The organism is Streptomyces sp. NPDC048111, assembly GCF_043202815.1.
GTDB lineage: Bacteria > Actinomycetota > Actinomycetes > Streptomycetales > Streptomycetaceae > Streptomyces.
Window position 1 is genome coordinate 81,993 of the sequence record NZ_JBIDBD010000012.1, and the last position, 26,523, is coordinate 108,515.

Consider the following 26,523-nt stretch of genomic DNA (forward strand, 5'->3'; position numbering starts at 1 on the left):
CGCATCCCCGGGGCGCTGCCGGAAAGGGAGCCCTGCCATGAGCGGAAACGGACTGGACCACCACGGCCACGGCCGCAGTCTCGGCAGCGTGCTGTCGGGACTCGCCGTGGCCGTCGGCTGTGTCCTCTTCCTCGGCGGCTTCGCCTGGGGCGCCGTCCTGTACAAGCCGTACACCGTGCCCACCCAGTCCATGTCGCCCACCGTCAAGGCGGGCGACCGGGTCCTCGCCCAGCGCATATCCGCCGGCGACGTACGACGCGGTGACGTCGTGGTGTTCAGCGACCCGAAGTGGGCCAACGTGCCCATGGTCAAGCGGGTCGTCGGCATCGGCGGCGACCACGTCGCCTGCTGCGGCGCCGACGGCCGCCTCACCGTCAACGGCAAGCCCGTCGACGAACCGTATCTGCACGGCGCCAACGCCTCCGGCACCCCCTTCGACGCCAAGGTTCCCGACGGCCAGGTCTTCCTCCTCGGCGACGACCGGCTCGTCTCGCTCGACTCCCGCGTCCACCTCGACGACGCCGCCAACGGCTCGGTCCCGCTCAGCGCGGTGAGCGCCCGCGTGGACGCCATCGCCTGGCCCATGGACGGCATGCTGCCGCGCCCCACCGGCTTCGCCGCCCTGCCCGGCGGCCTCTCGCAGCCCGGGCCCCTGCGGCTGGTCCTGGGCGCCGTGGTGGCCGGAGCCGTCCTGATCGTGGCGGGGGCCGCCCACGGCCCGCTCGCGGGCCTCGCCCGCCGCCGCAGGGCCCGCACTCCAGCGGCCGCCGGAAGGTGAGCCCGGTGAACGAGCCGCGCAAGGTCGCCCGGGTCGTCCTGCTCGACCCGCAGGACCGCATCCTGCTCATGCACGGTCACGAGCCCGAAGACCCCGCCGACACCTGGTGGTTCACCCCCGGCGGCGGCCTGGAGGGCGAAGAGACCCGGGCCGAGGCCGCCCTGCGCGAACTCGCCGAGGAGACCGGCATCACCGACGTCGAACTCGGCCCGGTCCTGTGGCGGCGCCGCTGCTCGTTCCCCTTCGACGGGCGCCGCTGGGACCAGGACGAGTGGTACTACCTGGCCCGCACCACCCAGACCGAAGCCGCTCCGACCGGCCTCACGGAGCTGGAGCTGCGCAGTACCTCGGGGCTGAGATGGTGGACCTCCGCCGAACTGTCAGCGGCCCGTGAGACGGTGTACCCGACCAGGCTCGCCGAGCTGCTGCGCACGCTGCTCGACGAGGGTCCTCCGCACGCGCCGGTGGTCCTGGACCCCGAAATCGTTTAGGGGCCCGGGGGGCTGACGCACAATAGGGGGACGCACGGCTGAAGGGGAACATGCCATGAGCGCCGAGGACCTCGAAAAGTACGAGACCGAGATGGAGCTGAAGCTCTACCGGGAGTACCGCGACGTCGTCGGTCTGTTCAAATACGTGATCGAGACCGAGCGTCGTTTCTACCTCACCAACGACTACGAGATGCAGGTGCACTCGGTCCAGGGCGAGGTGTTCTTCGAGGTGTCCATGGCGGACGCCTGGGTGTGGGACATGTACCGCCCGGCCAGATTCGTCAAGCAGGTACGGGTCCTGACCTTCAAGGACGTGAACATCGAGGAGCTCAACAAGAGCGACCTGGAGCTTCCGGGGGGCTGAGCCCGCGGGGGCTGGGTCAGGGGGTGCGGGCCGGGGCGGGGGCGACGGGTAGGGGCTGGGCCGGGTCGGGGTTGGTGCGAGGGCAGCGGGCGCGGGCTGGGGCGAGGGCGGCGGAAGAGCACCTTCGGGTGACGGGGTTTTCCACATCTTCCGCGTTGTCCACCAAGATCCACTCGTCCGGTCCGGATGCGTGAGAGTCGGTGCCGGAGGTGGTGCCGGATGAACGCTCGCGGAGCACTCGGAAAGTACGGCGAAGACCTGGCGGCACGGCTGCTGGAAGCGGCCGGAATGACGGTCCTGCAACGCAATTGGCGCTGCGGCAGGACCGGAGAGATCGACATCGTCGCCCACGACACGACGGCCCCGGGCGGCACCGTGCTCGTCATCTGCGAGGTCAAGACCCGCAGGACCGGCGCCTACGAGCCCATGGCTGCCGTCACCCCCGCCAAGGCCGACCGCCTCAAACGCCTCGCCGGCCACTGGCTCGCCGACCACGGGGGCCCACCGCCCGGCGGCGTACGCATCGACCTCGTGGGCGTCGTACTGCCGCCCAGGGGCGCCCCGCGGACCGAGCACGTACGGGGGGTGGCCTGACATGGGATTCGCCCGCACCTGCTCCGTCGCCCTCGTCGGCGTAGAAGGGGTCGTCGTCGAGGTCCAGGCCGACCTCGAACCCGGCGTCGCCGCCTTCACCCTGGTCGGCCTGCCGGACAAGAGCCTCGCCGAGAGCCGCGACCGCGTCAGGGCCGCCATCGTCAACTCCGGTGACGCCTGGCCCCAGAAGAAACTCACCGTGGGCCTCAGCCCCGCGTCCGTCCCCAAGAGCGGCTCGGGCTTCGACCTCGCCATCGCCTGCGCGATCCTCGGCGCCGCCGAACGCATCGACCCCCGGGAACTCACCGACCTCGTCATGATCGGTGAGCTCGGCCTCGACGGCCGCGTCCGGCCCGTTCGGGGCATCCTGCCCGCCGTCCTCGCCGCCGCCGACGCCGGTTACGAACAGGTCGTCGTCCCCGAACAGACGGCCGCCGAAGCCGCGCTCGTCCCCGGGATCTCCGTCCTCGGCGTCCGCAGCCTGCGCCAGCTCGTCGCCATCCTCACCGACGGGCCCGTCCCCGAGGAGGAGCCCGCCGAAAAGGGCCGGCCCGACGCCATGCTCGCCGGGCTCATCGTGCCCGGCGCCGGAGCCGGCACCGGCCTCGCCGGAGGCTCGCGCGACCTCGAACTCGACCTCATCGACGTCGCGGGCCAGCACGCCGCCCGCGCCGCCCTAGAAATCGCCGCCGCCGGCGGCCACCACCTGCTGCTCTCCGGCCCTCCGGGCGCAGGAAAAACCATGCTCGCCGAACGGCTCCCCGGCATCCTGCCGCCCCTCAGCCGCCAGGAATCCCTCGAAGTGACGGCCGTCCACTCCGTCGCCGGAATCCTCCCGCCGGGCGAACCGCTGGTACGCCGCGCTCCCTACTGCGCCCCGCACCACTCCGCGACCATGCAGTCCCTCGTCGGTGGCGGCAACGGACTCCCGCGCCCCGGCGCCGTCTCCATCGCCCACCGGGGCGTGCTCTTCCTCGACGAAGCCCCCGAATTCGCCGGCAAGGCACTCGACGCACTGCGCCAGCCACTGGAATCCGGGCAGGTCGTCATCGCCCGCAGCGCCGGAGTCATCAGGCTCCCCGCCCGCTTCCAGATGATCCTCGCCGCCAACCCCTGCCCGTGCGGCAGGCACACCCTGCACGGCGCCGGCTGCGAATGCCCCGCCTCCATGATCCGCCGCTACCAGGCCCGGCTCTCCGGTCCCCTCCTGGACCGCGTCGACCTGCGCGTCGAAGTGGAGCCGGTGCGCCGCGAAGACCTCCTGGGCCAAGGCGGGCGGGGCGAGCCCAGCGCGGTGGTCGCCGCCCGAGTCCTGGCCGCCCGGGAACGCACCGCGGCCCGGCTCGACGGCACCCCCTGGAGCAACAACAGCGAAGTCCCGGGCCACGAACTGCGCACCCGCTGGCTCACCGCCCCCGGCGCCCTCGCCGGCGCCGAACGCGACATGGAACGCGGCCTGCTCACCGCACGCGGCCTCGACCGGGTGCTGCGCGTCGCCTGGACCATCGCCGACCTCGCCGGGGACCCCCGCCCCGACGCAGGCCACGTCGCCCTGGCCCTGGAACTGCGCACCGGCATCTCCCGGGGCGCCCCGATGCCGGCCGCGAGTCCGCTGTGAAGGCGCCCCGAGCGGGCGCGGAGGAGGTCATGGGGGGTGCGGGCCGCGTACAGAAGGGTGCGGGCGCTCGCGTGGGAGGTGCGGGACCCATCGCCGTGACGGATGGGGGAGCCGTCATGGAGGGCGCGGGCCGCGCGGAAGGTGCGCGCCCCGCGTCCGGCGTCGACTCCGAGCGCCTGGCCCGGGCCGCCCTCACCCGGGTCGTAGAGCCCGGCGACGAACGTGGTGGCCGCTGGCTGCGGACCTACGGCGCCGCGGAACTCCTGCGTCGCCTCACCGCGCCCGAAGGGCCCGGGGACGACCCGCCCGGAGTCAGCGCGGCCCGGCTCGACAGTCACCGGCGCCGAGCCGCCCTGGCCGACCCCGAGCAGGACCTGGCGGCCGCCGCGTCCGTCGGCGCCAGGTTCCTCGTCCCGGGCGACAGGGAGTGGCCGAGCCAACTCGACGACCTGGGTGATGCCCGGCCGGTCGGGCTCTGGGTGCGCGGCCGTCCCGACCTGCGGATGTGGGCGCTGCGTTCCGTCGCCGTGGTCGGGGCCCGGGCCTGCACCCCGTACGGGGCGCACATGGGGGCCGTCCTGGGCTCCGGGCTCGCCGAGAAGGGATGGGTCGTGGTGTCGGGGGCTGCCGCCGGGGTCGACGGCGCCGCCCACCGCGGCGCTCTGGCCGCGGGAGGCGCCACCATCGGCGTCCTCGCCTGCGGGGTGGACGTCGTCTACCCGCGCGGCCACGCCGAGTTGTTCGGACGCATCGCCGAACAGGGCCTCCTCGTGGGCGAATTGCCGCCCGGGGACCACCCGACACCGAGCAGGTTCATCCTGCGCAACCGTGTCATCGCCGCCCTCACCCGGGGCACGGTCGTGGTGGAGGCCGAATACCGCAGCGGCTCGCTGGTCACCGCCCGGGCCGCGCAGAAGCTCGGCCGCTTCACGATGGGCGTCCCCGGCCCCGCCACCAGCGGACTCTCGGCAGGGGTCCACGAACTCCTGCGCGGGGAAGGCGTCCTGGTCACGGACGCCGCCGAAGTGGTCGAACTCGTCGGCGACATGGGCGACCTCGCTCCCGCCCGGCGCGGTCCCGTCCTGCCCCGGGACCTCCTGGCACCGGTCGCCGCCCGCGTCCTGGAGGCCCTGCCTTCACGCGGCACCGCCGAGGCGCGCGATCTGGCCCGCGAGGCGGGCACCAGCGCCGACGAGGCACTCGGCCGCCTCTACGAACTCCACTCCCTCGGGTTCGTCGAACGCGTCGGTGACGGCTGGAAGTTGACCCCGGGCGCCCGCGACCCGGCCGGCACCCGGCGAGGCGGTGCTTGACCTGGGGCATTCGGGTGACAGGGTGAGGGGGCGGTGTCCACCGCGGTCCGCCGAGCAGCGCTTTCGTGGCCGTCTTCCGACACCGTGGCCCCCACCTGCGCATGCGCCGGAAACGACCGGCGCGGCCGGGTCATATCACCCGGTCTTCGCGCACCGCGACGGCCCAGTCACGCTACGCTCACGAGGATCCCCGACCGGAAACCGCCCCCGCCCACCCCGCTCACGTCACAGCAGAACGGCTCAAGGCAACGCATGCCCCAGCACACCTCCGGGTCTGATCGCACGGCAGTGCCCCCAGCTGCGCGCGGCAGCGGCACCGTGCGGCCACCGGCGCCCTCGTCCGTGGACGAGTTGTGGCGTTCGTACAAGGCCAGCGGCGACGAGCGGCTCCGCGAGCAGTTGATCCTGCACTACTCGCCGCTGGTGAAGTACGTCGCCGGGCGGGTGAGCGTGGGTCTGCCCCCCAATGTCGAGCAGGCCGACTTCGTCTCCTCCGGCGTCTTCGGGCTCATCGACGCGATCGAGAAGTTCGACATCGAGCGGGCCATCAAATTCGAGACGTACGCGATCACACGGATCCGCGGCGCCATGATCGACGAACTGCGCGCCCTCGACTGGATCCCGCGCTCCGTGCGCCAGAAGGCGCGCGCCGTCGAGCGCGCCTACGCGACCCTCGAAGCCCAGTTCAGACGCACGCCCTCGGAGGCCGAGGTCGCGTCCGAAATGGGTATCGGCGTGGAGGAACTGCACGCCGTCTTCAGCCAGTTGTCGCTCGCCAACGTCGTCGCCCTCGAAGAGCTCCTGCACGTCGGCGGCGAGAGCGGCGACCGGCTGAGCCTCATGGACACGCTTGAGGACACTTCCGCGGACGACCCGGTCGAAGTCGCCGAGGACCGCGAACTGAGACGTCTGCTCGCGCGCGCGATCAACACCCTGCCCGAACGCGAGAAGACCGTCGTCACGCTCTACTACTACGAAGGCCTCACGCTCGCCGAAATCGGCAACGTCCTCGGTGTCACCGAAAGCCGGGTGAGCCAGATCCACACGAAATCGGTGCTCCAGCTACGGGCCAAACTGGCAGACGTCGGGCGCTGAGGGGCCCAGGCGAATCGTTGCTGCCGAACCGGGCCGGCGCCCGGCCGTAAAGTGGAGCAGTGCCCAGGATTCGAGCGGCCTCCGTGGCCGAGCACCGCACCATGCAGCGCGACGCCCTGCTGGACGCCGCGCGTTCGCTGCTGTCCGAAGGCGGGACGGAGGCGCTGACCTTCCCCGCCCTGGCCGAGCGCACCGGCCTCGCCCGCTCGTCCGTGTACGAGTACTTCCGCTCCCGCGCCGCCGTCGTCGAGGAGCTCTGCGCCGTCGACTTCCCGCTGTGGGCCGCCGAGATCGAAGGCGCGATGCAGCGGGCCGACACCCCCGAGGGCAAGGTCGAGGCGTACGTACGCCACCAGCTCGGCCTCGTCGGCGACCAGCGCCACCGGGCCGTGGTCGCGATCTCAGCCAGCGAACTCGACGCCGGCGCCCGCGAGAAGATCCGCGCCGCCCACGGCGGCCTCATCGCCATGATCGTCGAGGCCCTCGCCGATCTGGACCACGCCCAGCCCCGGCTCGCCGCGGTCCTGCTCCAGGGCATCGTGGACGCCGCGGTCCGCCGCATCGAACAGGCCACGACGGAATCCCCCGCAGCGATCGCGGACGCGGCGGTAGCCATGGCCCTGACGGGCGTCCGCCCCTGACCTTTGGGGGGGGCTTCCCCCCTGCCCCCCCCCGGCCCCCCCACCTCCCCGGCCCCCCCTCCCCCTCTCACCACGAGGCAGGGGGCGCCGCCCCTCTGCCCCCACCCCTCACCTCACCCCGGCTCAGCCACCCCCACCACCGGCAGCAGCCGGGACGGTGTGGAGCGGTGCAGGAGCAGCAGGGGGTTCAGGTAGACGTCCCCTCTCAGCAGGCCCCAGTGCAGACAGCCCCCGGGGCAGTGGGAGGGTGCGTCGGTGGTCGTGGCCACCACCTGGCCCGCCGCCACCTCGGTGCCTTCGGGCACCAGCGCTCGCACGGGCTCGTAGGTCGTTCTCAGCGGAGTCTCCCCAGGCGCCGGAGCTCTCGCGGACGGCATCCTCGCGAGGGCGCCGCCACCCGCGAGCGTGATCGTCAGTACCCCCTGCCCCGCCACCTGCCCCGCGAAAGTGACGCGGCCCGCGGCGGCGGCGCGGATCGGGGTGCCAGGGGGTGCGGCCAGGTCGACGCCCCGGTGGCCCCGGCCGTAAGGCGTGGCGGGCGGGGCCCATGGGTGGACCACCGTGGGTGGCAGGACGGGCCAGGCTGCGGCTGCCGCGAGGGCGGCGAGGAGGATGCGGTACATGGGGAACAGGGTCCCGGGCCTGGGAGATCGGTGTGGATCTTGACCCAGAACTGTGGAGTACCGGTTGGTTGTGGACAACGCGGTCACCCGGAAGGGATCGCAGCCCCCCCGTGCCGCCCCCCATGTGGGTCACACCCCCCCAAGACAGCACCGTCACCCGGCACTGTGCGGGTCCCGTACACTTCTTGTGGCGATCCGGGCGACCGGGTCGACTTCGCACGCCCCGCCGGCGGTCTCACCATCATCGCCGGCCGCGCCTCTCGGTCTTTATCCCGTTCAGGGTTCAGGGCATGGCGTACCGGGGCGTCAGGCGCGGCAGCCGACCGGCGGCCGCGGTAACCGAGTACCTCAAGGAGTACGGCCATGGCCGTCGTCACGATGCGGGAGCTGCTGGAGAGCGGCGTCCACTTCGGTCACCAGACCCGTCGTTGGAACCCGAAGATGAAGCGCTTCATCTTCACGGAGCGCAACGGCATCTACATCATCGACCTGCTCCAGTCGCTGTCGTACATCGACCGCGCCTACGAGTTCGTCAAGGAGACCGTCGCGCACGGCGGCTCCATCATGTTCGTCGGCACCAAGAAGCAGGCGCAGGAAGCGATCGCCGAGCAGGCGACGCGCGTGGGCATGCCCTACGTCAACCAGCGCTGGCTCGGCGGCATGCTGACCAACTTCTCCACCGTCTACAAGCGTCTGCAGCGCCTCAAGGAGCTCGAGCAGATCGACTTCGAGGACGTCGCGGCCTCGGGTCTCACCAAGAAGGAGCTCCTGGTCCTCTCGCGCGAGAAGGCCAAGCTGGAGAAGACCCTCGGTGGTATCCGCGAGATGTCGAAGGTTCCCAGCGCCGTCTGGATCGTCGACACCAAGAAGGAGCACATCGCCGTCGGTGAGGCGCGCAAGCTCCACATCCCGGTCGTCGCGATCCTCGACACGAACTGCGACCCCGACGAGGTCGACTACAAGATCCCGGGCAACGACGACGCGATCCGTTCCGTCACCCTGCTCACCCGCGTGATCGCCGACGCCGTCGCCGAGGGCCTCATCGCCCGCTCCGGCGCGGCCACCGGCGACTCGAAGCCGGGCGAGAAGGCGGCCGGTGAGCCGCTCGCCGAGTGGGAGCGCGACCTGCTCGAGGGTGAGAAGAAGGCCGACGACGCCGAGGCGCCCGCCGCCGAGGCCGAGAAGCCTGCCGAGACCGCCGAGGCTCCGGCCGCGGAGGCCACCCCGGCCGCCGAGGCTCCGGCCGCGGACGCCGAGCAGGCCTGACCCCTTAACCGGGAACCACAGGTTCGGTAGTTGACGGCGGGGGCCACAAGCCCCCGCCGTCGACCCGTAGCCCCGCAGATCTTCGTAGATCTTTCTAGACTCCGAGAGAGAAACACAGACTCATGGCGAACTACACCGCCGCTGACGTCAAGAAGCTCCGTGAGCTCACCGGCGCCGGCATGATGGACTGCAAGAAGGCCCTGGACGAGGCCGACGGCAACGTCGACAAGGCCGTCGAGGCCCTGCGCATCAAGGGTCAGAAGGGCGTCGCCAAGCGCGAGGGCCGTTCTGCCGAGAACGGCGCCGTCGTCTCCCTCATCTCCGAGGACAAGACCTCCGGCGTCCTGGTCGAGCTGAAGTGCGAGACGGACTTCGTCGCCAAGGGTGACAAGTTCCAGGCCGTCGCCGCCAAGCTCGCCGAGCACGTCGCCGCCACCTCCCCGGCCGACATCGCCGCGCTGCTCGCCTCCGAGATCGAGGCCGGCAAGACCGTCCAGGCGTTCGTGGACGAGGCCAACGCCAACCTCGGCGAGAAGATCGTCCTGGACCGCTTCGCGCAGTTCACGGGCGGCTACGTGGCCGCGTACATGCACCGCACCATGCCTGACCTGCCGCCGCAGATCGGTGTCCTCGTCGAGCTCGACAAGGAGAACGCCGAGGTCGCCAAGGGTGTCGCGCAGCACATCGCCGCCTTCGCGCCGAAGTACCTCACCCGTGAGGACGTTCCGGCCGAGGTCGTCGAGACCGAGCGTCGCGTCGCCGAGGAGACCACCCGCGCCGAGGGCAAGCCCGAGGCCGCGCTCCCGAAGATCGTCGAGGGTCGCGTCAACGGCTTCTTCAAGGACGCCACGCTGCTGGGCCAGCCGTACGCGCTGGACAACAAGAAGTCCGTCGAGCAGGTTCTGAAGGAGGCCGGTGTCACCCTGACGCGCTTCTCGCGCATCAAGGTCGGCATCTGAGTCCGTTCAGCGTTCGACACAAGACCCCGCTAGGGTCTGAGGCAGTCGTCGGCCGCGCACGCGACGGACGACCGCAGATCTGACGAGGAGGCCATTGCCGCAAGGGACGACGAGTACCCACCGGCAATGGCCTTCTTCGTATGCGCACGAGGAGATCCCCATGAATCAGGGCGCGGACGCCGCCAAGGCCGATCACTCGGCCGCCGACCACAAGCGCGACGACGGCAAGGTGGCCGGGCGCTTCATGCTGAAGCTTTCCGGCGAGGCGTTCGCCGGCGGTGGGGGGCTCGGTGTCGACCCCGACGTCGTGCACAACATCGCCCGCGAGATCGCCGCCGTGGTGCGCGACGGAGCACAGATCGCCGTCGTCATCGGCGGAGGCAACTTCTTCCGGGGCGCCGAGCTCCAGCAGCGCGGTATGGACCGGGCCCGCTCCGACTACATGGGCATGCTCGGCACCGTCATGAACTGCCTCGCCCTCCAGGACTTCCTGGAGAAGGAGGGCATCGACTCGCGCGTCCAGACCGCCATCACCATGGGCCAGGTCGCCGAGCCGTACATCCCGCTGCGCGCCGTGCGCCACCTGGAGAAGGGCCGCGTCGTCATCTTCGGCGCCGGCATGGGCATGCCGTACTTCTCCACCGACACCACCGCCGCCCAGCGCGCCCTGGAGATCGACGCCGAGGCCATGCTGATGGGCAAGAACGGGGTGGACGGCGTCTACGACTCCGACCCCCGCACCAACCCGGACGCGGTGAAGTTCGACGCCCTGGAGTACGGCGAGGTCATCACGCGGGACCTGAAGGTCGCCGACATGACCGCGATCACCCTGTGCCGCGACAACACCCTCCCGATCCTCGTCTTCGAGCTCCTCACGGCGGGCAACATCGCGCGCGCCGTCAAGGGTGAGAAGATCGGCACGCTCGTGAGCGACCAGGGCACCCGGGCCTGACCGGGGGATGGACAATCCCCTGCCGGTCGGACACCGTGCAGGGAAAGACGCTGGTTATCCAGGGCGCAAGGGCTCAGGTCGCACTGAGAACTCCCGGCCCAACCAAGACATGCAGGAGCAAGTGGTGATCGAAGAAACCCTCCTCGAGGCCGAGGAGAAGATGGAGAAGGCCGTCGTGGTCGCCAAGGAGGACTTCGCCGCGATCCGCACCGGGCGTGCGCACCCGGCGATGTTCAACAAGATCGTCGCGGACTACTACGGCGCGCTGACGCCCATCAACCAGCTCGCCTCGTTCTCCGTGCCGGAGCCGCGCATGGCGGTCGTGACCCCGTTCGACAAGAGCGCGCTGCGCAACATCGAGCAGGCCATCCGCGACTCGGACCTGGGCGTCAACCCCAGCAACGACGGCAGCATCATCCGCGTGAACTTCCCGGAGCTCACCGAGGAGCGCCGCAAGGACTACATCAAGGTCGCGCGCACCAAGGCCGAGGACTCCAAGGTGTCGATCCGCGCCGTGCGCCGCAAGGCCAAGGACGCCCTCGACAAGCTCGTCAAGGACAAGGAGTCCGGCGAGGACGAGGTCCGCCGTGCGGAGAAGGAGCTCGACGACACCACCGCCAAGTACGTGGCGCAGGTCGACGAGTTGCTCAAGCACAAGGAAGCCGAGCTGCTCGAGGTCTGATGAACGACTCTTCCTGGGGGGCTCCGCCGAGACCCGACTCCTGGGGAACCCCCGAGGGGCCTTCCCAGGGGGCGTTCCCGGCGGGGCCTGCATACGATGCGTATGACGCCCCGCCCGTGTCGCGGACACAACAAATGCCGCTGGTGCCCGACCCGGGCACCGCTGCCGCAGGCCGCGACGCACCACACCATCTGGGGGCCGCTCTGCCGGGCGGCCCTGACTTCCGCGACGAGCCGCCGCAGGAGCCCATGGCAAGCCCTCCGCCCGTTCCGCCCGTGCCCGCCCAGCCGGAGAAGAAGAAGGCGGGCCGCGATCTGCGGTCCGCGATAGGGGTCGGCGTCGGCCTCGGCGCGGTCATCGTCGCGTCGCTGTTCATCGTCAAGGCCGTCTTCGTCGGGGTCATCGCGGTGGCCGTGGTGGTCGGGCTCTGGGAGCTCACCAGCCGCCTCCAGGAGCGCAAGCAGATCAAGGCGCCGCTGGTGCCGCTCGCCGTCGGCGGCGCGGCCATGGTCGTCGCCGGATACGTCAGCGGCGCCGAGGGCGCGTGGGTGGCGATGGCGCTGACCGCGCTCGCGGTGCTCGTGTGGCGGATGACCGAGCCGCCCGAGAACTACCTGCGGGACGTCACCGCCGGCGTCTTCGCCGCGTTCTACGTGCCGTTCCTCGCCACGTTCGTCGCGATGCTGCTCACCGCGGACGACGGCCCCTGGCGGGTGCTCACCTTCCTGCTCCTGACCGTGGTCAGCGACACCGGCGCGTACGCGATCGGCTGGCGCTTCGGCAAGCACAAGCTGGCCCCGCGCATCAGCCCGGGCAAGACCCGCGAGGGCCTGTTCGGCGCGGTGTCGTTCGCGATGGTGGCGGGCGCGCTGTGCATGGAGTTCCTGATCGACGACGGCACCTGGTGGCAGGGCCTGCTGCTGGGCCTCGCGGTCGCCGCGAGCGCCACCCTCGGCGACCTCGGCGAGTCGATGATCAAGCGGGATCTCGGGATCAAGGACATGGGCACCCTGCTGCCCGGGCACGGCGGCATCATGGACCGCCTCGACTCCCTGCTGCCGACCGCCCCGGTGGTGTGGCTGCTGCTCGCCGTCTTCGTCGGCACGGCTTGACCGCACGCCGGTTACCCTGGAAGGGCGCGTCGCTCGCGAGCGACGCGCCCTTTTCGGCCCCGCGACTGCGGGGTGATCCTGTGAGGTCTCCTGGCTTCGGCACCGTATCGTCGCCTGCCCCGCGCCAGCGGGGGATCGCCCGGCCTCGTCGTACTGAGGAGATACCGCTCATGGCACGCCCCGTTCCGGGAGAACTCACCTTCGTCGCCCCTCGCGGAGCCAAGAAGCCGCCGCGCCACCTCGCCGACCTCTCGCCCGCCGAGCGCAAGGAGGCCGTCGCCGCGATCGGCGAGAAGCCGTTCCGTGCCAAGCAGCTCTCCCAGCACTATTTCGCGCGCTACGCCCACGACCCGGCGCAGTGGACCGACATCCCGCTCGCCGCGCGCGGCCGGCTCCAGGAGGAGCTGCTGCCGGACCTGATGTCCGTCGTGCGCCACATCTCCTGCGACGACGACACCACTCGCAAGACGCTGTGGAAGCTGCACGACGGCACGCTCGTCGAGTCCGTCCTGATGCGCTACCCGGACCGGGTCACCATGTGCATCTCCTCGCAGGCCGGCTGCGGCATGAACTGCCCGTTCTGCGCCACCGGCCAGGCGGGCCTCGACCGCAACCTGTCGACTGCCGAGATCGTGCACCAGATCGTCGACGGCATGCGGGCGCTGCGCGACGGCGAGGTGCCGGGCGGCCCGGCGCGGCTGTCCAACATCGTCTTCATGGGCATGGGCGAGCCGCTCGCCAACTACAAGCGCGTCGTCGGCGCGATCCGCCGCCTCACCGACCCCGAGCCCGACGGCCTCGGCCTGTCCCAGCGCGGCATCACCGTCTCCACCGTGGGCCTGGTCCCCGCCATGCACCGCTTCGCCGACGAGGGCTTCAAGTGCCGTCTCGCGGTCAGCCTGCACGCCCCGGACGACGAACTGCGCGACACCCTCGTCCCCGTCAACACCCGCTGGAAGGTCCGCGAGGTCCTCGACGCGGCATGGGAGTACGCCGAGAAGTCCGGGCGCCGCATCTCCATCGAGTACGCCCTGATCCGCGACATCAACGACCAGGCCTGGCGCGGCGACCTGCTCGGCCGGCTCCTCAAGGGCAAGCGGGTGCACGTCAACCTCATCCCGCTGAACCCGACGCCCGGCTCCCAGTGGACCGCCTCGCGCCCCGAGGACGAGAAGGCGTTCGTCGAGGCCATCGCGGCCCACGGCGTGCCGGTCACGGTCCGCGACACCCGCGGCCAGGAGATCGACGGGGCCTGCGGGCAGCTCGCCGCCTCCGAGCGATAGCCGGCGACGCCGGGCCGCGCACCCGGCCGCGACGGGTGGCCGCGACGGGTGGCCGCGGCAGGTGGCCCCGGCCCCGCGCGGCGGCCCCGTCCCGAACGGCGAAACCGTCGGGGCCATGTCAGGGGCCCCGTGTAACCTGGCTGGAAACATCTGCATATTCCGACAGGGGAGCGCCACAGCGCTGAGAGTGCGGTGCCCGCAAGGGACACGGACCGCAGACCCTCTGAACCTTGCCCCGGTCATGCGGGGTAGGAAGTTCGGCGATTACTCAAGCTGTTGCGCCCTGCCCGCACGGTCTCGAACCGTGCGGGCAGGGCCGCGTCTCTTCCTGGTCATCTCCAGGAGGAATGAAGAAATGCGCAGTACCAAGAGGCTCGCGGCCGGCGCGCTCGCCGCCGCCCTCGGCGTCACCACCCTCGCGGCGTGCGGCGGCTCGGACGGCAAGAAGACCTCCAACGCCGGCGACGGCTCCGGCAGCAAGACCGTGACGCTGGTCAGCCACGACTCGTTCAACGCCTCCGACCCGGTGCTCAAGGCGTTCACCGCCGAGACCGGCTACACCGTCAAGGTCCTCAAGAGCGGGGACGCCGGCGCCGCCCTCAACCAGGAGATCCTCACCAAGGGCTCCCCGCGCGGCGACGTCTTCTTCGGCGTCGACAACACGCTGCTCTCGCGCGCCCTGGACCACGGGATCTTCACGCCGTACGAGGCCAAGGGCCTGGACCGGGTGCCCGCCGCGGACCAGCTCGACCGGGCCAAGCACCGCGTCACGCCCGTCGACACCGGCGACATCTGCGTCAACTACGACAAGAAGTACTTCGCGGACAAGAAGCTCAGCCCCCCGCAGTCCTTCGCCGACCTGATCAAGCCCGAGTACAAGGACCTGCTCGTCACGGAGAACGTGGCCACCTCCTCGCCCGGCCTCGGCTTCCTGCTCGGCTCCATCGCCCAGTACGGCGACGACGGCTGGCAGGACTACTGGAAGAAGCTGAAGGCCAACGGTCTCAAGGTCGTCGACGGCTGGGAGCAGGCCTACAACACCGACTTCTCCGGCTCGGCCGGCGGCAGGAAGGCCAAGGGCGACCGCCCGCTGGTCGTCTCCTACGCCTCCAGCCCGCCCGCCGAGGTCATCTACGCCGACCCCAAGCCGGCCGAGGCCCCCACCGGCGTCGCCACCGGCACGTGCTTCCGCCAGACCGAGTTCGCGGGCCTGCTCGACGGCGCGAAGAACGAGGCCGGCGGCAAGGCGCTCCTCGACTTCCTGATCTCCAAGAAGTTCCAGGAGGACATGCCGCTCCAGATGTTCGTCGACCCGGTCGCCAAGGACGCGGCGGTGCCCGCCGAGTTCACCAAGTTCGGCGCCAAGGTCACCGAATCGTCGACCGTGGCCCCCGACACGATCGCCAAGAACCGCGACCAGTGGGTCAAGACGTGGTCCTCGCTCGTCCTGAAGTAGAGCGCCCCGCACAGGAGGAGCGGGCGGGCGGCGGACGGCGCCGCGCGCCGCGGGCGACCGCGGTGCGGCTCGGCCTGATGGCCCTGCCGCTCGCCTTCTTCGCCGTGTTCTTCGCCTGGCCCGTGGCCGCCATCGTCGGCCGCGGGCTGAAGGCGGACGGCGCCTGGCAGTTCGGCCGCGTCGGCGAGGTGCTCACCGACCCGGACATCGGGCACGTCCTGTGGTTCACCACCTGGCAGGCGCTCGCCTCCACGGGGCTCACCCTGGCCCTCGCGCTGCCCGGCGCCTATGTCTTCGCCCGCCTGGACTTTCCCGGCAAGCAGCTCCTGCGGGCCGTGGTCACCGTGCCGTTCGTGCTGCCGACCGTTGTCGTCGGCACCGCCTTCCTCGCGCTGCTCGGCCGCGGCGGACTGCTCGACCAGCTGTGGGGCGTACGCCTGGACACCACGGTGTGGGCGATCCTGCTCGCGCACGTCTTCTTCAACTACGCCGTGGTGGTGCGCACCGTCGGCGGCCTGTGGTCCCAGCTCGACCCGCGCCAGGAGGAGGCCGCCCGCGTCCTCGGCGCCTCCCGCCTCGCCGCCTGGCGCCGGGTGACGCTGCCCGCGCTCGGCCCCGCGGTCGCCGCCGCCGCCCTCATGGTCTTCCTCTTCACCTTCACCTCCTTCGGCGTCGTCCAGATCCTCGGCGGCCCCGCGTTCTCCACCCTGGAGGTCGAGGTCTACCGCCAGACCGCCGAACTCCTCGACCTGCCGACCGCCGCCGTCCTGACGATGGTGCAGTTCGCCGCGGTCGGCGCGATCCTCGCCGTGCACGCCCGGACGGTGCGCCGCCGCGAGAGCGCCCTCAAGCTCGTCGACCCGGCGCACACCGCGCACCGCCCGCGCACCGCGGCGCAGCGCACCCTGCTCGGCTCGGTCCTCGCCGTCGTCGCGGTGCTGATCCTGCTGCCCCTCGGCGTCCTGGTCCAGCGCTCCCTCGACACCCCCGACGGCTACGGGCTCGGCTACTACCGCGCCCTCCAGGACGCCGGGGACAACGGCAGCTTCCTGGTGCCGCCCATCGAGGCCATCGGCAACTCCCTCCAGTACGCCCTCGCCGCCACCGCCATCGCGCTCCTGGTCGGCGGCCTCGCCGCGGCGGCCCTCGCCCGGCGCGGCAGCGGCCGGCTCATGCGCGGCTTCGACGCCCTGCTGATGCTGCCGCTCGGCGTCTCCGCCGTCACCGTCGGCTTCGGCTTCCTGATCACCCTGGACGAGCCGCCGCTCGACCTCAGGACCTCCTGGATCCTGGTGCCGCTGGCCCAGGCCCTGGTCGGCACGCCCTTCGTCGTACGGATCATGCTGCCGGTGCTGCGCGCGGTGGACGGACGGCTGCGCGAAGCGGCGGCCGTGCTCGGTGCCTCCCCGTGGCGGGCCTGGCGCGAGGTCGACCTGCCGCTGGTGCGGCGGGCCCTGCTGGTCGCGGCCGGCTTCGCGTTCGCCGTCTCGCTCGGCGAATTCGGCGCGACCGTCTTCATCGCCCGGCCCGACCGCCCGACGCTGCCCGTCGCGGTGGCCCGCCTGCTCGGCCGGGCCGGCGACCTCAACTACGGCCAGGCGATGGCCCTCAGCACGATTTTGATGGTGGTGTGCGCGGTGTCCCTGCTCGTCCTGGAACGCCTGCGCACCGACCGGAGCGGGGAGTTCTGATGCTGCGACTCGACGGAGCGACCGTACGGTTCGCCCGGCGCACCGCGCTCGACGCGGTCGACCTGGAGGTCGCCGACCACGAGACGGTGTGCGTGCTCGGCCCCAGCGGCAGCGGCAAGTCCACCCTGCTGCGGGCCGTCGCCGGGCTCCAACCCCTGGACGGCGGACGGGTGTTGCTGGACGGAGCCGACCAGAGCGGCGTGCCCGTGCACCAGCGCGGGCTCGGCCTGATGTTCCAGGACCACCAGCTCTTCCCGCAGCGCGACGTCGCCGGCAACGTGGCGTTCGGCCTGCGCATGCGCGGCGCCTCCCGGGGTGAACAGGCCGAGCGCGTGGCGGAGTTGCTCGACCTGGTCGGACTGCCCGGCGCCGGGCCGCGCGCGGTGGCGGCCCTGTCCGGCGGCGAACAGCAGCGCGTCGCCCTCGCCCGGGCCCTCGCCCCCTCGCCCCGCCTCCTGATGCTGGACGAGCCGCTGGGCCAGCTCGACCGCACCCTGCGCGAGCGCCTGGTGGTCGAACTGCGTTCCCTGTTCGGCCGGTTGGGCACCACCGTGCTCGCCGTGACGCACGACCAGGGCGAGGCGTTCGCGCTGGCCGACCGGGTCGTGGTGATGCGCGACGGCCGCATCGCGCAGAGCGGCACGCCCCTGGACGTCTGGCAGCACCCCGCCTCGGCCTTCGTGGCCCGCTTCCTCGGCTTCGAGAACGTGGTGCCCGCGACGGTGTCCGGGGAGACGGCCGACACCCCCTGGGGCAAGATCCCGGTCGCCGGCGGCATCCAGGGGGCGGCGCAGGTGCTGGTGCGCCCGTCCGGGGTACGGCTGCTGCCCGAAGCCGACGGCCTGCCGTGCGAGGTCCTGGCCCGTACGTTCCGGGGCAGCCACGTGTCCCTCCAACTGCGCCCGGAGGTGGGGCCGTTGCTGGAGGCGGAGTGTGAGTTCGGGGGGGCGCCCGGGGTGGGGGAGGTGGTGGGGGTGGGGTTCTCGGCCCGGGGCGTGGCGCTGCTCCCACCGGAGTGAGCCCCCCGGCCCCGGCCCCGCCCGCGAGCACCAGCTCCCCGCGCCCTTGGGGGTGCTGGGCGGGCCCGGGGTGTGCGCAGTTCCCCGCGCCCCTTGACCCGCCGCTCGCGCGCAGCCCGTGCCCGCTTGTCGCGCAGTTCCTCGCGCCCCTAACCCCTCGGCCGTCTGCGGGCCGTGGTCGCTTCTCGCGCAGTTCCTCGCGCCCCTGGCGGGACGGGTGCTGGCCCGTATGTCGTGTGCGGCCTGGCTTGCGCAGTTCCCCGCGCCCCTTAACTGTTCGGTGCTGGCCAGCATGCGCATCCTCAGCCTGTCCGGCGTTTGAGGACGAGCGCCGTTCAGGCGCGATGGGGGGTGCAGGGGGCGCAGCCCCCGCCGGGGTTCGAGGGGTGGAGCCCCTCAGGGGGTCTGGGGCGCAGCCCCAGGGGCCGGGCCTATCCGACCCGCTGCACGGGCGGGTGGGTGGGCAAACCCCTCGGGGGGTCTGGGGCGCAGCCCCAGGGGCCGGGCCTGTCCGACCCCCTGTACGGGTGGGCGGGTGGGCAAACCCCTCGGGGTCTGGGGCGGAGCCCCAGGGCTCAGCCGATGCAATCCGCTGCACGGGCGGGTGGGTGGGCAACCTCCGGGGGGTTTGGGGCGCAGCCCCAGGGCCAGGCACCCTCCAACCCCCTGCACGGGCGGGCGGGTGGGCGAACCCCCCGGGGCCCAGGACACCCCGCGCGGCTAGCGCACCCCCAGGGGCTCCGGGGCAGAGCGCCGCCCAGCCTCAACCCCCTCCGCGGAGCCGAACCAGGCAACCGCCACCGCACCCCCCACCGCGAGGCCGAACCCCAGCACTGCCATCCACCCCAGCCCCGCCCGCGACGCGTCGCCGAGCCACAGCACCCCGATCGCCCCCGGCAGCACCGTCTCGCCCACCACCAGCGCCGCCGTCGCCCCGTTCACCGAGCCGATCTGCAGCGCCACCGTGTGCAGGTACATGCCGCCGACCCCGGCGACCAGGATCGCGTACAGCGCGGGGTCGCCCAGGAGCGCGCCGAGGTCGAAGGGGTCGATGCCGTTCAGGATGCGCACGCCGACCCCGAGCGCGCCGAAGCCGAGGCCCGAGAGCAGCCCGGCCAGGATCGCGGCGCCGGCGCCCAGGACCCGTACGACCACTGTGCCCCCGGCCATCAGGACGAGCGAGACGACCAGGAGCCACCAGTGCGTGGCCACCCCGGTGTGCCCGCTCCCCTCGTGCCCCGCCGCCGAGGCGAGCAGCACCAGCGCCGAGCAGACCACCCCGATCGACGTCCACTCCGCACGGCTCAGCCGGATGCCCAGGAGCTTGACGCTGAGCACCGCCGTGATCACGAGGTTCGCGCTGATCACCGTCTGGGAGAGGAAGAGGGGAAGCATCCGTGCGGCGAGCGCGCCGAGCCCGAACCCGACGAAGTCGAGGACGGTACCGACGATGAACTCCCACGTCATCGCCGCCTTGGCGGTCGAGGACAGACTCGGCCCGCCGTGCTGGGTGCGGTCGGCGTCGGCCGCGTCGAGGCGGGCGGCCCTGCGGGACCCGACGGCTTGCAGGACCGAGCCCGTGCCGTAACAGACCGAGGCGGCGATGGCGGTCAGCAGACCGAGCAGCACAGGTGACTCCGTTCATGGCGGGGGCAACCCGTTCACCCCACTCCGCTTTACCAGACGTTTACTCGTCCTTGGGAGTTGCCTGAGGGCCGCCCCTTTCTGCCCCCGACCCTTTCTGCACCCGCCCCTTTCTGCACCCGACCCCGCCCCGGCCCCCTCAGCCGGACGACATCCGGGCCAGCGCCTCCGGCGCCTCGGACACCGAGTCCACCAGCGCGATCCGCCGCGCCATCGCCCGGTCGCCCGCCAGGGCCCGCAGCAGCGGCCAGGTCGGCAGGTGCTCCGTCCAGTGCGCCCGGTCCACCAGCACCATCGGCGTCGGCGTCCCCCGCGACTCGTAGTAGTTCGGCGTCGCGTTGTCGAAGATCTCCTGGACGGTGCCGGCCGCCCCCGGCAGGAAGACGACGCCGGCGTTGGAGCGGGCGAGCAGCCCGTCCTCGCGGGTGGCGTTGGCGAAGTACTTGGCGATGGCGCCCGCGAACGCGTTCGGCGGCTCATGACCGTAGAACCAGGTGGGGATCCCCACGGACGTGCCGCCGCGCGGCCACTTCGTACGCACCTCGAAGGCTGCGCGGGCCCACGCGGACACCGACGGCCTGAACGAGGGCTCCTCGGCCAGGAGTTGGAGGGACGCTGCCAGCATCGCGTCGTCGAAGGGCGCCGCGTACGCCCCGAGGTTCGCGGCCTCCATCGCGCCCGGGCCGCCACCGGTGGCCACCGTGAACCCGGCGCGGGCCAGCGTGCGGCCGAGCTCGGCGGCCCCCGCGTACTCGTCCGTGCCGCGGGCCATCGCGTGGCCGCCCATCACGCCCACCACCCGCGCCCCGACGAGCAGTTCGTCGAGCGCGTCCGAGATCGCGTCGTCGTGGATGGAGCGCAGCATCGAGGAGAAGACGTCGCCGTCCGCCTTGGTCCGCTGGAACCAGGCGTACGACAGGGCGTCCGGGGTCCGCTCGTACCCCTCGGCGAGACCCGCGAAGAGCTCGGCGGGGGAGTAGAGGCCGCCCCGGTAGGGGTCGAAGGGCAGATGCGGCACGGGCGGGAAGACCAGCGCGCCGTCCGCGCCCACCTTGGCCGCCGCCTCGGGCGTCATCGCGCAGCCGAGGAAGACGGCTCCCGCGGTGTCGGTGGCGAGCAGGATGGACGTACGGTCCGTCAGGTCGACCGACTGGAGCCGGAATCCGGCCAGCGGGCCGCGCGCGGTCACGTCGTCGAACTCGGCGAGCGACTCGATCTCGATGTCGCTGCCCGCGGGGAACTTCGTCTCGTCGTCCGGCACCCCGCCATGCTAGGCGTTGCGCCGAACGGGTCCGCGAACGGCCCGGTCCGGCCCCGCGGCCGCGCTCGTGCTCAGCCGCGCAGCGGCAGCGCCGCCAGCTCCGCGATCGTCACCGTCAGCGGGACGAAGACCACGAGCAGGGCCGCCGCCCGCAGCCACGCCGCGGCGCGCAGCAGGCTCACCGGGGTGCCGAGCGAGAGCAGGGCGGCCGTGGTGTCGGCGCGGGCGTGGCGTGATTCCAGGGCCGCGGTCAGCAGGGTGGCGACCGTGCAGCTCATCACCAGCGCCGCGCCGAGCCCGGTCAGCGGGCCGAAGGGATGCGCTCCCGCCCGGTCGCCGTACAGGGTGGCCGCGGCGATGCCCCCGCAGGCCACCGCGCCCACCACTCCCAGCGGGCGCCCGATGCGGCGGGCCTCCGCCATCAGGACCCGGCCCGCGAGCAGCCGGGCCGCCCCCGGGCGGGCCAGCTGGAGCAGCCGCCCCGCGAAGTGGGCGAGGGCGGGTCCCGCGAGGGCGAGGCCGAGCGCGGCCAGCGCCCAGCCGCCGAGCACTCCGGCCGGGGTCCCCTCGGGGTGGCCCGGCATCGGGAAGGCGGCCCCCTGGCCGCCCCGGCTCGCGTACGTCTCGACGGCGAGGCCGGCCGCGACCAGCGCGAAGCCCCACGGCAGGCCGCTCGGCGTCGCCGCGGGCTCCTCGGGGTGCACCGGGTCGCTCGCCCCGCCGGAGCGGGGCGGGTGCGGGCGCAGGGCGAGGCCGGCCGCGACGGACGCGGTCACCGGCAGCACGGCCAGCAGGGTCAGCGCGCCCGCCAGCGGCATCGGCTGGTCGGCCGCGAGCAGGCCGGCCGCGGCGCCGTCGAAGGGCAGTCCGTTGAGGTCGCCGCGCAGGTGCAGATAGACCAGGAGCGCGATGGCCGAGCCGAGCGTGCAGGTCACCGCCGTGGACGCGGCGGCGATCGCGGCGAGCCGGGCGGGGCCGAGGCCGACCGCGGAGAGCCCGGGCCGCGGCCGGGTGCTCGGATCGGTGCGGGCCACCGCGACCGCGAAGTGCACGGTCGCCGCCAGCGGCACCGCGCACCACAGCAGCCGCAGCACCGAGGCGCCGGGATGGCCGACCGCGTACCCGAGGGTGCACAGCAGCAGGAAGCCCACCCCGGCGGACGCGGCGGACACCAGCAGGCGGCGCAGCAGGACCAGGGGATGGGTGCCGCGGGCTAGACGGAGAGCGAGCACGCGGCGATACCCTCCGCATCCGAAGTGCCGTTGTCCGCACGGGAGTTGGCGGCGGTCACGCGGCGGCCGTCAATGAGGACCACCGTGCGGTCGGCCAGCTCGGCGACGTCCGTGTCATGGGTGGCGATGAGCGTGGTGATGCGGTGCGAGCGCACCGCGGTGAGCAGGGTGCGCAGTACCTGGGCCGCGTCCGCGCGGTGCAGGGTGGCGGTCGGCTCGTCCGCGAACAGCACCGCGGGCTCGGTGATCAGGGCGCGCACGATCGCCACCCGCTGGCGCTGCGCCTGGAGCAGGGCGTGCGGGCGCTTCTTGGCGCAGGAGTCGATGTCGAGCCGCTCCAGCCACTCGAAGGCGGTCTTCTTGGCGGCCCGCTGCGGGACCCCGCGCAGGAGCAGCGGCAGCGCCGCGTTCTCCCACGCGCTCAGCTCGGGCACCAGGGTGGGCTCGGGGTCGATCCAGCCGAACCGGTCGCGCCGCAGCCGCTCACGGGCCACCGCGCCCAGGGTGTGCACGGGCCCGCTGTTGAACCAGACCTCGCCCTCGTCCGGCACGAGGGCGCCGGAGAGACAGCGCAGCAGGGTCGTCTTGCCCGCGCCGCGCGGGCCGCCCACGGCGAGGATCTCGCCCTCGCGGACCTCCACGCCGACCCCGGTCAGGGCGGGCGAGCCGCTGTGGGAGTGGTGCAGGGAACGCGCCCACAGCACGTCGTTGTCCGGCGGAGCCACCATGGTGCACACCTCGGTTCAGATCAGATTTCCTGCTCCCCGTACGGGGGAACGAAGGCAGGGCCGATCGGTCACTGGGCACGCTAGGCACTGGGGTGTGGCTGCCATGACAGCACGCGGCCCGGCCGCTCCCATCTCACTCGGATGGGCGCGGGCCGGGCCGTGGACGGGGGCGCGGACGGTCAGAGCTTGGTCCAGGCCTCCGTCAGGACCTGCCGCAGCACGCCCTCGATCTCGTCGAAGGTCGACTGGTCGGAGATCAGCGGCGGAGCGAGCTGGACGACCGGGTCGCCGCGGTCGTCGGCCCGGCAGTACAGGCCGTTGTCGTACAGCGCCTTGGAGAGGAAGCCGTACAGGACGCGCTCCGTCTCCTCGTCGTTGAACGTCTCCTTGGTGGCCTTGTCCTTGACCAGCTCGATGCCGTAGAAGAAGCCGTTGCCGCGGACGTCGCCGACGATCGGCAGGTCGTGCAGCTTCTTGAGGGTGTCGAAGAAGGCGCCCTCGTTGTCGAGCACGTGCTGGTTGAGGCCTTCCTTCTCGAAGATGTCGAGGTTGGCCAGGCCCACCGCGGCGGAGACCGGGTGGCCGCCGAAGGTGTAGCCGTGCAGGAAGGTGTTGTCGCCCTTGTAGAACGGCTCGGCCAGCCTGTCCGAGATGATGCAGGCGCCGATCGGGGAGTAGCCCGAGGTCATGCCCTTGGCGCAGGTGATCATGTCCGGGACGTAGTCGAACTTGTCACAGGCGAACATCGTGCCGAGGCGGCCGAAGGCGCAGATGACCTCGTCGGAGACGAGCAGCACGTCGTACTTGTCGCAGATCTCGCGCACCCGCTGGAAGTAGCCGGGCGGGGGCGGGAAGCAGCCGCCCGCGTTCTGCACCGGCTCGAGGAAGACGGCGGCCACCGTCTCGGGGCCCTCGAAGAGGATCTCCTGCTCGATCTGGTCGGCGGCCCAGCGGCCGAAGGCCACCGGGTCCTCGCCGTGGATCGGGGCGCGGTAGATGTTGGTGTTGGGCACCTTGTGCGCGCCGGGGACCAGCGGCTCGAAGGGCGCCTTCAGGGCGGGCAGACCGGTGATGGACAGGGCGCCCTGCGGGGTGCCGTGGTAGGCGACCGCGCGCGAGATGACCTTGTACTTCGTGTGGTTGCCGGTGAGCTTGTGGTACTGCTTCGCCAGCTTCCACGCGGTCTCGACGGCCTCGCCGCCACCGGTGGTGAAGAAGACCTTGTTGAGGTCGCCCGGCGCGTAGTTCGCGAGGCGCTCGGCGAGCTCGACGGCCTTGGGGTGGGCGTAGGACCACACCGGGAAGAAGGCCAGTTCCTGGGCCTGCTTGTAGGCGGTCTCGGCGAGCTCGTGACGGCCGTGGCCGGCGTTGACGACGAACAGGCCCGACAGGCCGTCCAGGTACTTCTTGCCCTTGTCGTCGAAGATGTAGGTGCCCTCGCCACGGACGATGGTGGGAACGGGCGCGTTCTCGTACGACGACATGCGGGTGAAGTGCATCCACAGGTGGTCGTAGGCGGTCTGGCTGAGGTCCTTGCTCACGGCTATCGGGTTCCCCACATATAGGTCTGCTTCTTCAGCTTGAGATAGACGAAGCTCTCGGTGGAGCGCACGCCGGGGAGGGCGCGGATCCTCTTGTTGATCACTTCGAGAAGGTGGTCGTCGTCCTCGCAGACGACCTCCACCATCAGGTCGAAGGAGCCCGCGGTCATCACCACGTACTCGCACTCGGCCATGGCCGTCAGGGCCTCCGCCACCGGGTCGAGGTCTCCCTCGACGCGGATCCCGACCATCGCCTGGCGCCGGAACCCCACGGTGAGCGGGTCGGTGACGGCGACGATCTGCATCACGCCCTGGTCGAGCAGCTTCTGGACGCGCTGGCGCACGGCCGCCTCGGACAGGCCCACGGCCTTGCCGATGGCGGCGTACGGACGGCGACCGTCCTCCTGGAGCTGCTCGATGATCGCCAGGGAGACGGCGTCGATGGAGGGGGACGATCCGTTCCCGATCCTGGGGTCTGTGCTTCGGCTGGCCACGGAGCCACTGTGCACCCGACTCGGTCCGTGCCGCAACCCCAAGGCGATGAAATTCGTTGTTCCGTGACCTCCAGAGAACTGAATCCGAAGTTCCCGGGGGTTGGGTCTGTCGAAAGCGTCACCACACCGACTAGGGTGGGGTGTCTCACCCATCGGACATCGGACCGGGAGGCCAGCGAAGTGACCACCGAACTGCGTCGTTTGCGCAACTACATCGACGGAGAGTTCCGCGATGCCGCCGACGGGCGGACCATCGAGGTGGTCAACCCGGCCACGGGCCAGGCGTACGCGACCTCGCCGCTCTCCGGCCAGGCGGACGTCGACGCCGCGATGGCCGCCGCCGCCGCGGCCTTCCCGGCCTGGCGCGACACCACCCCCGCCGAGCGCCAGAAGGTCCTGCTCAAGATCGCGGACGCCTTCGAGGAGCGCGCCGAGGAGCTCATCGCCGCCGAGTCGGAGAACACCGGCAAGCCCATCGAGCTCACCCGCACCGAAGAAGTGCCGCCGATGGTGGACCAGATCCGCTTCTTCGCGGGCGCGGCCCGCCTGCTCGAAGGCCGCAGCGCCGGCGAGTACATGGAGGGACTGACGTCCATCGTGCGCCGCGAGCCGGTCGGCGTCTGCGCCCAGGTCGCGCCGTGGAACTACCCGATGATGATGGCCGTGTGGAAGTTCGCCCCGGCGCTCGCCGCGGGCAACACGGTCGTCCTCAAGCCGTCGGACACCACCCCCGCCTCGACCGTCCTGATCGCCGAGATCATCGGCGCGATCGTGCCCAAGGGCGTCTTCAACGTCGTCTGCGGCGACCGCGACACCGGCCGCGCGATGGTCGAGCACAGGACCCCGGCCATGGCCTCCATCACCGGTTCGGTACGGGCCGGCATGCAGGTCGCCGAGTCGGCGTCCAAGGACGTCAAGCGCGTCCACCTGGAGCTGGGCGGCAAGGCCCCGGTCGTCGTCTTCGAGGACGCCGACCTCGCCAAGGCCGTCGAGGACATCGCGGTCGCCGGCTACTTCAACGCCGGCCAGGACTGCACGGCCGCCACCCGCGTGCTGGTCCACGAGTCGATCCACGACGAGTTCGTGACCGCCCTCGCCAAGGCCGCCGCCGACACCAAGACCGGGCAGCCGGACGACGCGGACGTGCTGTACGGCCCGCTCAACAACGCCAACCAGCTCAAGCAGGTCTCCGGATTCATCGACCGCCTCCCGGCCCACGCCAAGGTCGAGGCCGGCGGCCACCGGGTCGGTGACAAGGGCTACTTCTACGCCCCGACCGTCGTCTCCGGCCTCAAGCAGGACGACGAGATCATCCAGAACGAGGTGTTCGGGCCGGTCATCACCGTCCAGTCCTTCACCGACGAGGCCCAGGCCCTGGAGTACGCGAACGGCGTCGAGTACGCGCTGGCCTCCTCGGTGTGGACCAAGGACCACGCCCGCGCCATGCGGATGTCCAAGAACCTCGACTTCGGCTGCGTGTGGATCAACACCCACATCCCGCTGGTCGCCGAGATGCCGCACGGCGGGTTCAAGAAGTCCGGCTACGGCAAGGACCTCTCCGCGTACGGCTTCGAGGACTACACCCGCATCAAGCACGTGATGACGTCCATCGAGGGCTGAACGGTCCGGGCCGAGGCTTGCGGGTCCGGGCCGAGGTCTGAACGACGGGCAGGGGCGGGGGAGTTG

Annotated in this window: 25 protein-coding genes and 1 riboswitch; of the genes, 18 read left to right on the top strand and 7 right to left on the bottom strand. The window is 71.9% G+C overall.

Annotated features, from left to right (window positions below; all coding sequences use genetic code 11):
- Positions 1-37 precede the first annotated feature (37 nt).
- The 8 genes from lepB (at position 38) to ACGF3I_RS20555 (ending at position 6,894) form a co-directional block, all read left to right on the top strand.
- On the top strand, positions 38-778 hold the full coding sequence (gene lepB, locus ACGF3I_RS20520) for a signal peptidase I (protein ID WP_393133967.1): 741 nt from the start codon (positions 38-40) through the stop codon (positions 776-778).
- A 5-nt stretch (positions 779-783) separates the two neighbouring features.
- A complete protein-coding gene (locus tag ACGF3I_RS20525) occupies positions 784-1,269 on the top strand; it encodes an NUDIX hydrolase (RefSeq protein WP_393133969.1) in 486 nt (161 codons plus the stop codon).
- A 55-nt stretch (positions 1,270-1,324) separates the two neighbouring features.
- Positions 1,325-1,633 (top strand): DUF2469 domain-containing protein, encoded by a 309-nt coding sequence (locus ACGF3I_RS20530; protein ID WP_003965949.1) that lies wholly within the window; start codon positions 1,325-1,327, stop codon positions 1,631-1,633.
- A 219-nt stretch (positions 1,634-1,852) separates the two neighbouring features.
- On the top strand, positions 1,853-2,227 hold the full coding sequence (locus ACGF3I_RS20535) for a YraN family protein (protein WP_393133971.1): 375 nt from the start codon (positions 1,853-1,855) through the stop codon (positions 2,225-2,227).
- 1 nt (position 2,228) lies between these two features.
- Positions 2,229-3,845, top strand: coding sequence for a YifB family Mg chelatase-like AAA ATPase (locus ACGF3I_RS20540; protein ID WP_393133973.1), 1,617 nt, complete (start codon positions 2,229-2,231; stop codon positions 3,843-3,845).
- 116 nt (positions 3,846-3,961) lie between these two features.
- Entirely contained in the window at positions 3,962-5,158 is a 1,197-nt protein-coding gene (gene dprA, locus ACGF3I_RS20545) for a DNA-processing protein DprA (RefSeq protein WP_393134136.1), read from the top strand.
- A 252-nt stretch (positions 5,159-5,410) separates the two neighbouring features.
- On the top strand, positions 5,411-6,253 hold the full coding sequence (gene whiG, locus ACGF3I_RS20550) for an RNA polymerase sigma factor WhiG (protein ID WP_393133975.1): 843 nt from the start codon (positions 5,411-5,413) through the stop codon (positions 6,251-6,253).
- A gap of 83 nt (positions 6,254-6,336) precedes the next feature.
- A complete protein-coding gene (locus ACGF3I_RS20555) occupies positions 6,337-6,894 on the top strand; it encodes a TetR/AcrR family transcriptional regulator (RefSeq protein WP_393134138.1) in 558 nt (185 codons plus the stop codon).
- Between the two features lie 113 nt (positions 6,895-7,007).
- Here the strand turns inward: ACGF3I_RS20555 and ACGF3I_RS20560 are convergent, their stop codons facing one another.
- Positions 7,008-7,517: a M23 family metallopeptidase gene (locus ACGF3I_RS20560; RefSeq protein WP_393133977.1), complete on the bottom strand. Its 510-nt coding sequence runs from the start codon at positions 7,515-7,517 to the stop codon at positions 7,008-7,010.
- Positions 7,518-7,880: 363 nt separating this feature from the next.
- Here ACGF3I_RS20560 and rpsB point away from each other — a divergent pair, with 363 nt between their 5' ends.
- The 9 genes from rpsB (at position 7,881) to ACGF3I_RS20605 (ending at position 17,937) form a co-directional block, all read left to right on the top strand.
- On the top strand, positions 7,881-8,783 hold the full coding sequence (gene rpsB / locus ACGF3I_RS20565; protein ID WP_393133979.1) for a 30S ribosomal protein S2: 903 nt from the start codon (positions 7,881-7,883) through the stop codon (positions 8,781-8,783).
- Positions 8,784-8,905: 122 nt separating this feature from the next.
- Complete coding sequence (gene tsf, locus ACGF3I_RS20570; RefSeq protein WP_393133981.1) at positions 8,906-9,742, top strand: translation elongation factor Ts; 837 nt, start codon at positions 8,906-8,908, stop codon at positions 9,740-9,742.
- A 160-nt stretch (positions 9,743-9,902) separates the two neighbouring features.
- Positions 9,903-10,694: a UMP kinase gene (gene pyrH, locus ACGF3I_RS20575; RefSeq protein WP_393133983.1), complete on the top strand. Its 792-nt coding sequence runs from the start codon at positions 9,903-9,905 to the stop codon at positions 10,692-10,694.
- A gap of 124 nt (positions 10,695-10,818) precedes the next feature.
- Positions 10,819-11,376 carry a ribosome recycling factor gene (gene frr / locus ACGF3I_RS20580; protein ID WP_120727660.1) on the top strand — a complete coding sequence of 186 codons (558 nt, stop codon included), beginning with the start codon at positions 10,819-10,821 and terminating at the stop codon, positions 11,374-11,376.
- Positions 11,376-12,488 carry a phosphatidate cytidylyltransferase gene (locus ACGF3I_RS20585; RefSeq protein WP_393133985.1) on the top strand — a complete coding sequence of 371 codons (1,113 nt, stop codon included), beginning with the start codon at positions 11,376-11,378 and terminating at the stop codon, positions 12,486-12,488. Before frr ends, ACGF3I_RS20585 begins: the two co-directional genes overlap by 1 nt.
- Positions 12,489-12,658: 170 nt before the next feature.
- Positions 12,659-13,771: a 23S rRNA (adenine(2503)-C(2))-methyltransferase RlmN gene (gene rlmN, locus ACGF3I_RS20590; protein ID WP_393133987.1), complete on the top strand. Its 1,113-nt coding sequence runs from the start codon at positions 12,659-12,661 to the stop codon at positions 13,769-13,771.
- Positions 13,772-13,925: 154 nt separating this feature from the next.
- A riboswitch (TPP riboswitch) is annotated at positions 13,926-14,044 on the top strand.
- A gap of 82 nt (positions 14,045-14,126) precedes the next feature.
- Positions 14,127-15,227, top strand: coding sequence for a thiamine ABC transporter substrate binding subunit (locus ACGF3I_RS20595; RefSeq protein ID WP_393133989.1), 1,101 nt, complete (start codon positions 14,127-14,129; stop codon positions 15,225-15,227).
- A gap of 77 nt (positions 15,228-15,304) precedes the next feature.
- Positions 15,305-16,918 carry an ABC transporter permease gene (locus ACGF3I_RS20600; protein ID WP_393134140.1) on the top strand — a complete coding sequence of 538 codons (1,614 nt, stop codon included), beginning with the start codon at positions 15,305-15,307 and terminating at the stop codon, positions 16,916-16,918.
- A complete protein-coding gene (locus ACGF3I_RS20605) occupies positions 16,918-17,937 on the top strand; it encodes an ABC transporter ATP-binding protein (protein WP_393133991.1) in 1,020 nt (339 codons plus the stop codon). Before ACGF3I_RS20600 ends, ACGF3I_RS20605 begins: the two co-directional genes overlap by 1 nt.
- A gap of 720 nt (positions 17,938-18,657) precedes the next feature.
- On the opposite strand, the gene ACGF3I_RS20610 is transcribed toward ACGF3I_RS20605, so the two are convergent.
- The 6 genes from ACGF3I_RS20610 to ACGF3I_RS20635 all read right to left on the bottom strand — a co-directional run bounded on the left by ACGF3I_RS20610 (position 18,658) and on the right by ACGF3I_RS20635 (position 24,837).
- Positions 18,658-19,566: a hypothetical protein gene (locus ACGF3I_RS20610; protein WP_393133993.1), complete on the bottom strand. Its 909-nt coding sequence runs from the start codon at positions 19,564-19,566 to the stop codon at positions 18,658-18,660.
- Between the two features lie 154 nt (positions 19,567-19,720).
- Positions 19,721-20,842 carry an LOG family protein gene (locus ACGF3I_RS20615; RefSeq protein ID WP_393133995.1) on the bottom strand — a complete coding sequence of 374 codons (1,122 nt, stop codon included), beginning with the start codon at positions 20,840-20,842 and terminating at the stop codon, positions 19,721-19,723.
- A 71-nt stretch (positions 20,843-20,913) separates the two neighbouring features.
- Positions 20,914-22,074 (bottom strand): hypothetical protein, encoded by a 1,161-nt coding sequence (locus ACGF3I_RS20620; protein ID WP_393133997.1) that lies wholly within the window; start codon positions 22,072-22,074, stop codon positions 20,914-20,916.
- The gene (locus tag ACGF3I_RS20625) at positions 22,056-22,802 is read right to left on the bottom strand and encodes an ABC transporter ATP-binding protein (RefSeq protein ID WP_393133999.1); all 747 of its coding nucleotides are present in this window, start codon (positions 22,800-22,802) and stop codon (positions 22,056-22,058) included. Before ACGF3I_RS20625 ends, ACGF3I_RS20620 begins: the two co-directional genes overlap by 19 nt.
- A 179-nt stretch (positions 22,803-22,981) precedes the next feature.
- Positions 22,982-24,361, bottom strand: a complete 1,380-nt coding sequence (locus tag ACGF3I_RS20630) for an aspartate aminotransferase family protein (RefSeq protein ID WP_393134001.1) — start codon at positions 24,359-24,361, stop codon at positions 22,982-22,984.
- A complete protein-coding gene (locus ACGF3I_RS20635; RefSeq protein ID WP_189764099.1) occupies positions 24,346-24,837 on the bottom strand; it encodes an Lrp/AsnC family transcriptional regulator in 492 nt (163 codons plus the stop codon). The genes ACGF3I_RS20630 and ACGF3I_RS20635 overlap by 16 nt, the downstream gene beginning before the upstream one ends.
- A 180-nt stretch (positions 24,838-25,017) precedes the next feature.
- Between ACGF3I_RS20635 and ACGF3I_RS20640 the strand changes: the two genes are divergently transcribed.
- Positions 25,018-26,457, top strand: a complete 1,440-nt coding sequence (locus ACGF3I_RS20640) for a gamma-aminobutyraldehyde dehydrogenase (RefSeq protein ID WP_393134003.1) — start codon at positions 25,018-25,020, stop codon at positions 26,455-26,457.
- Positions 26,458-26,523: the final 66 nt, after the last annotated feature.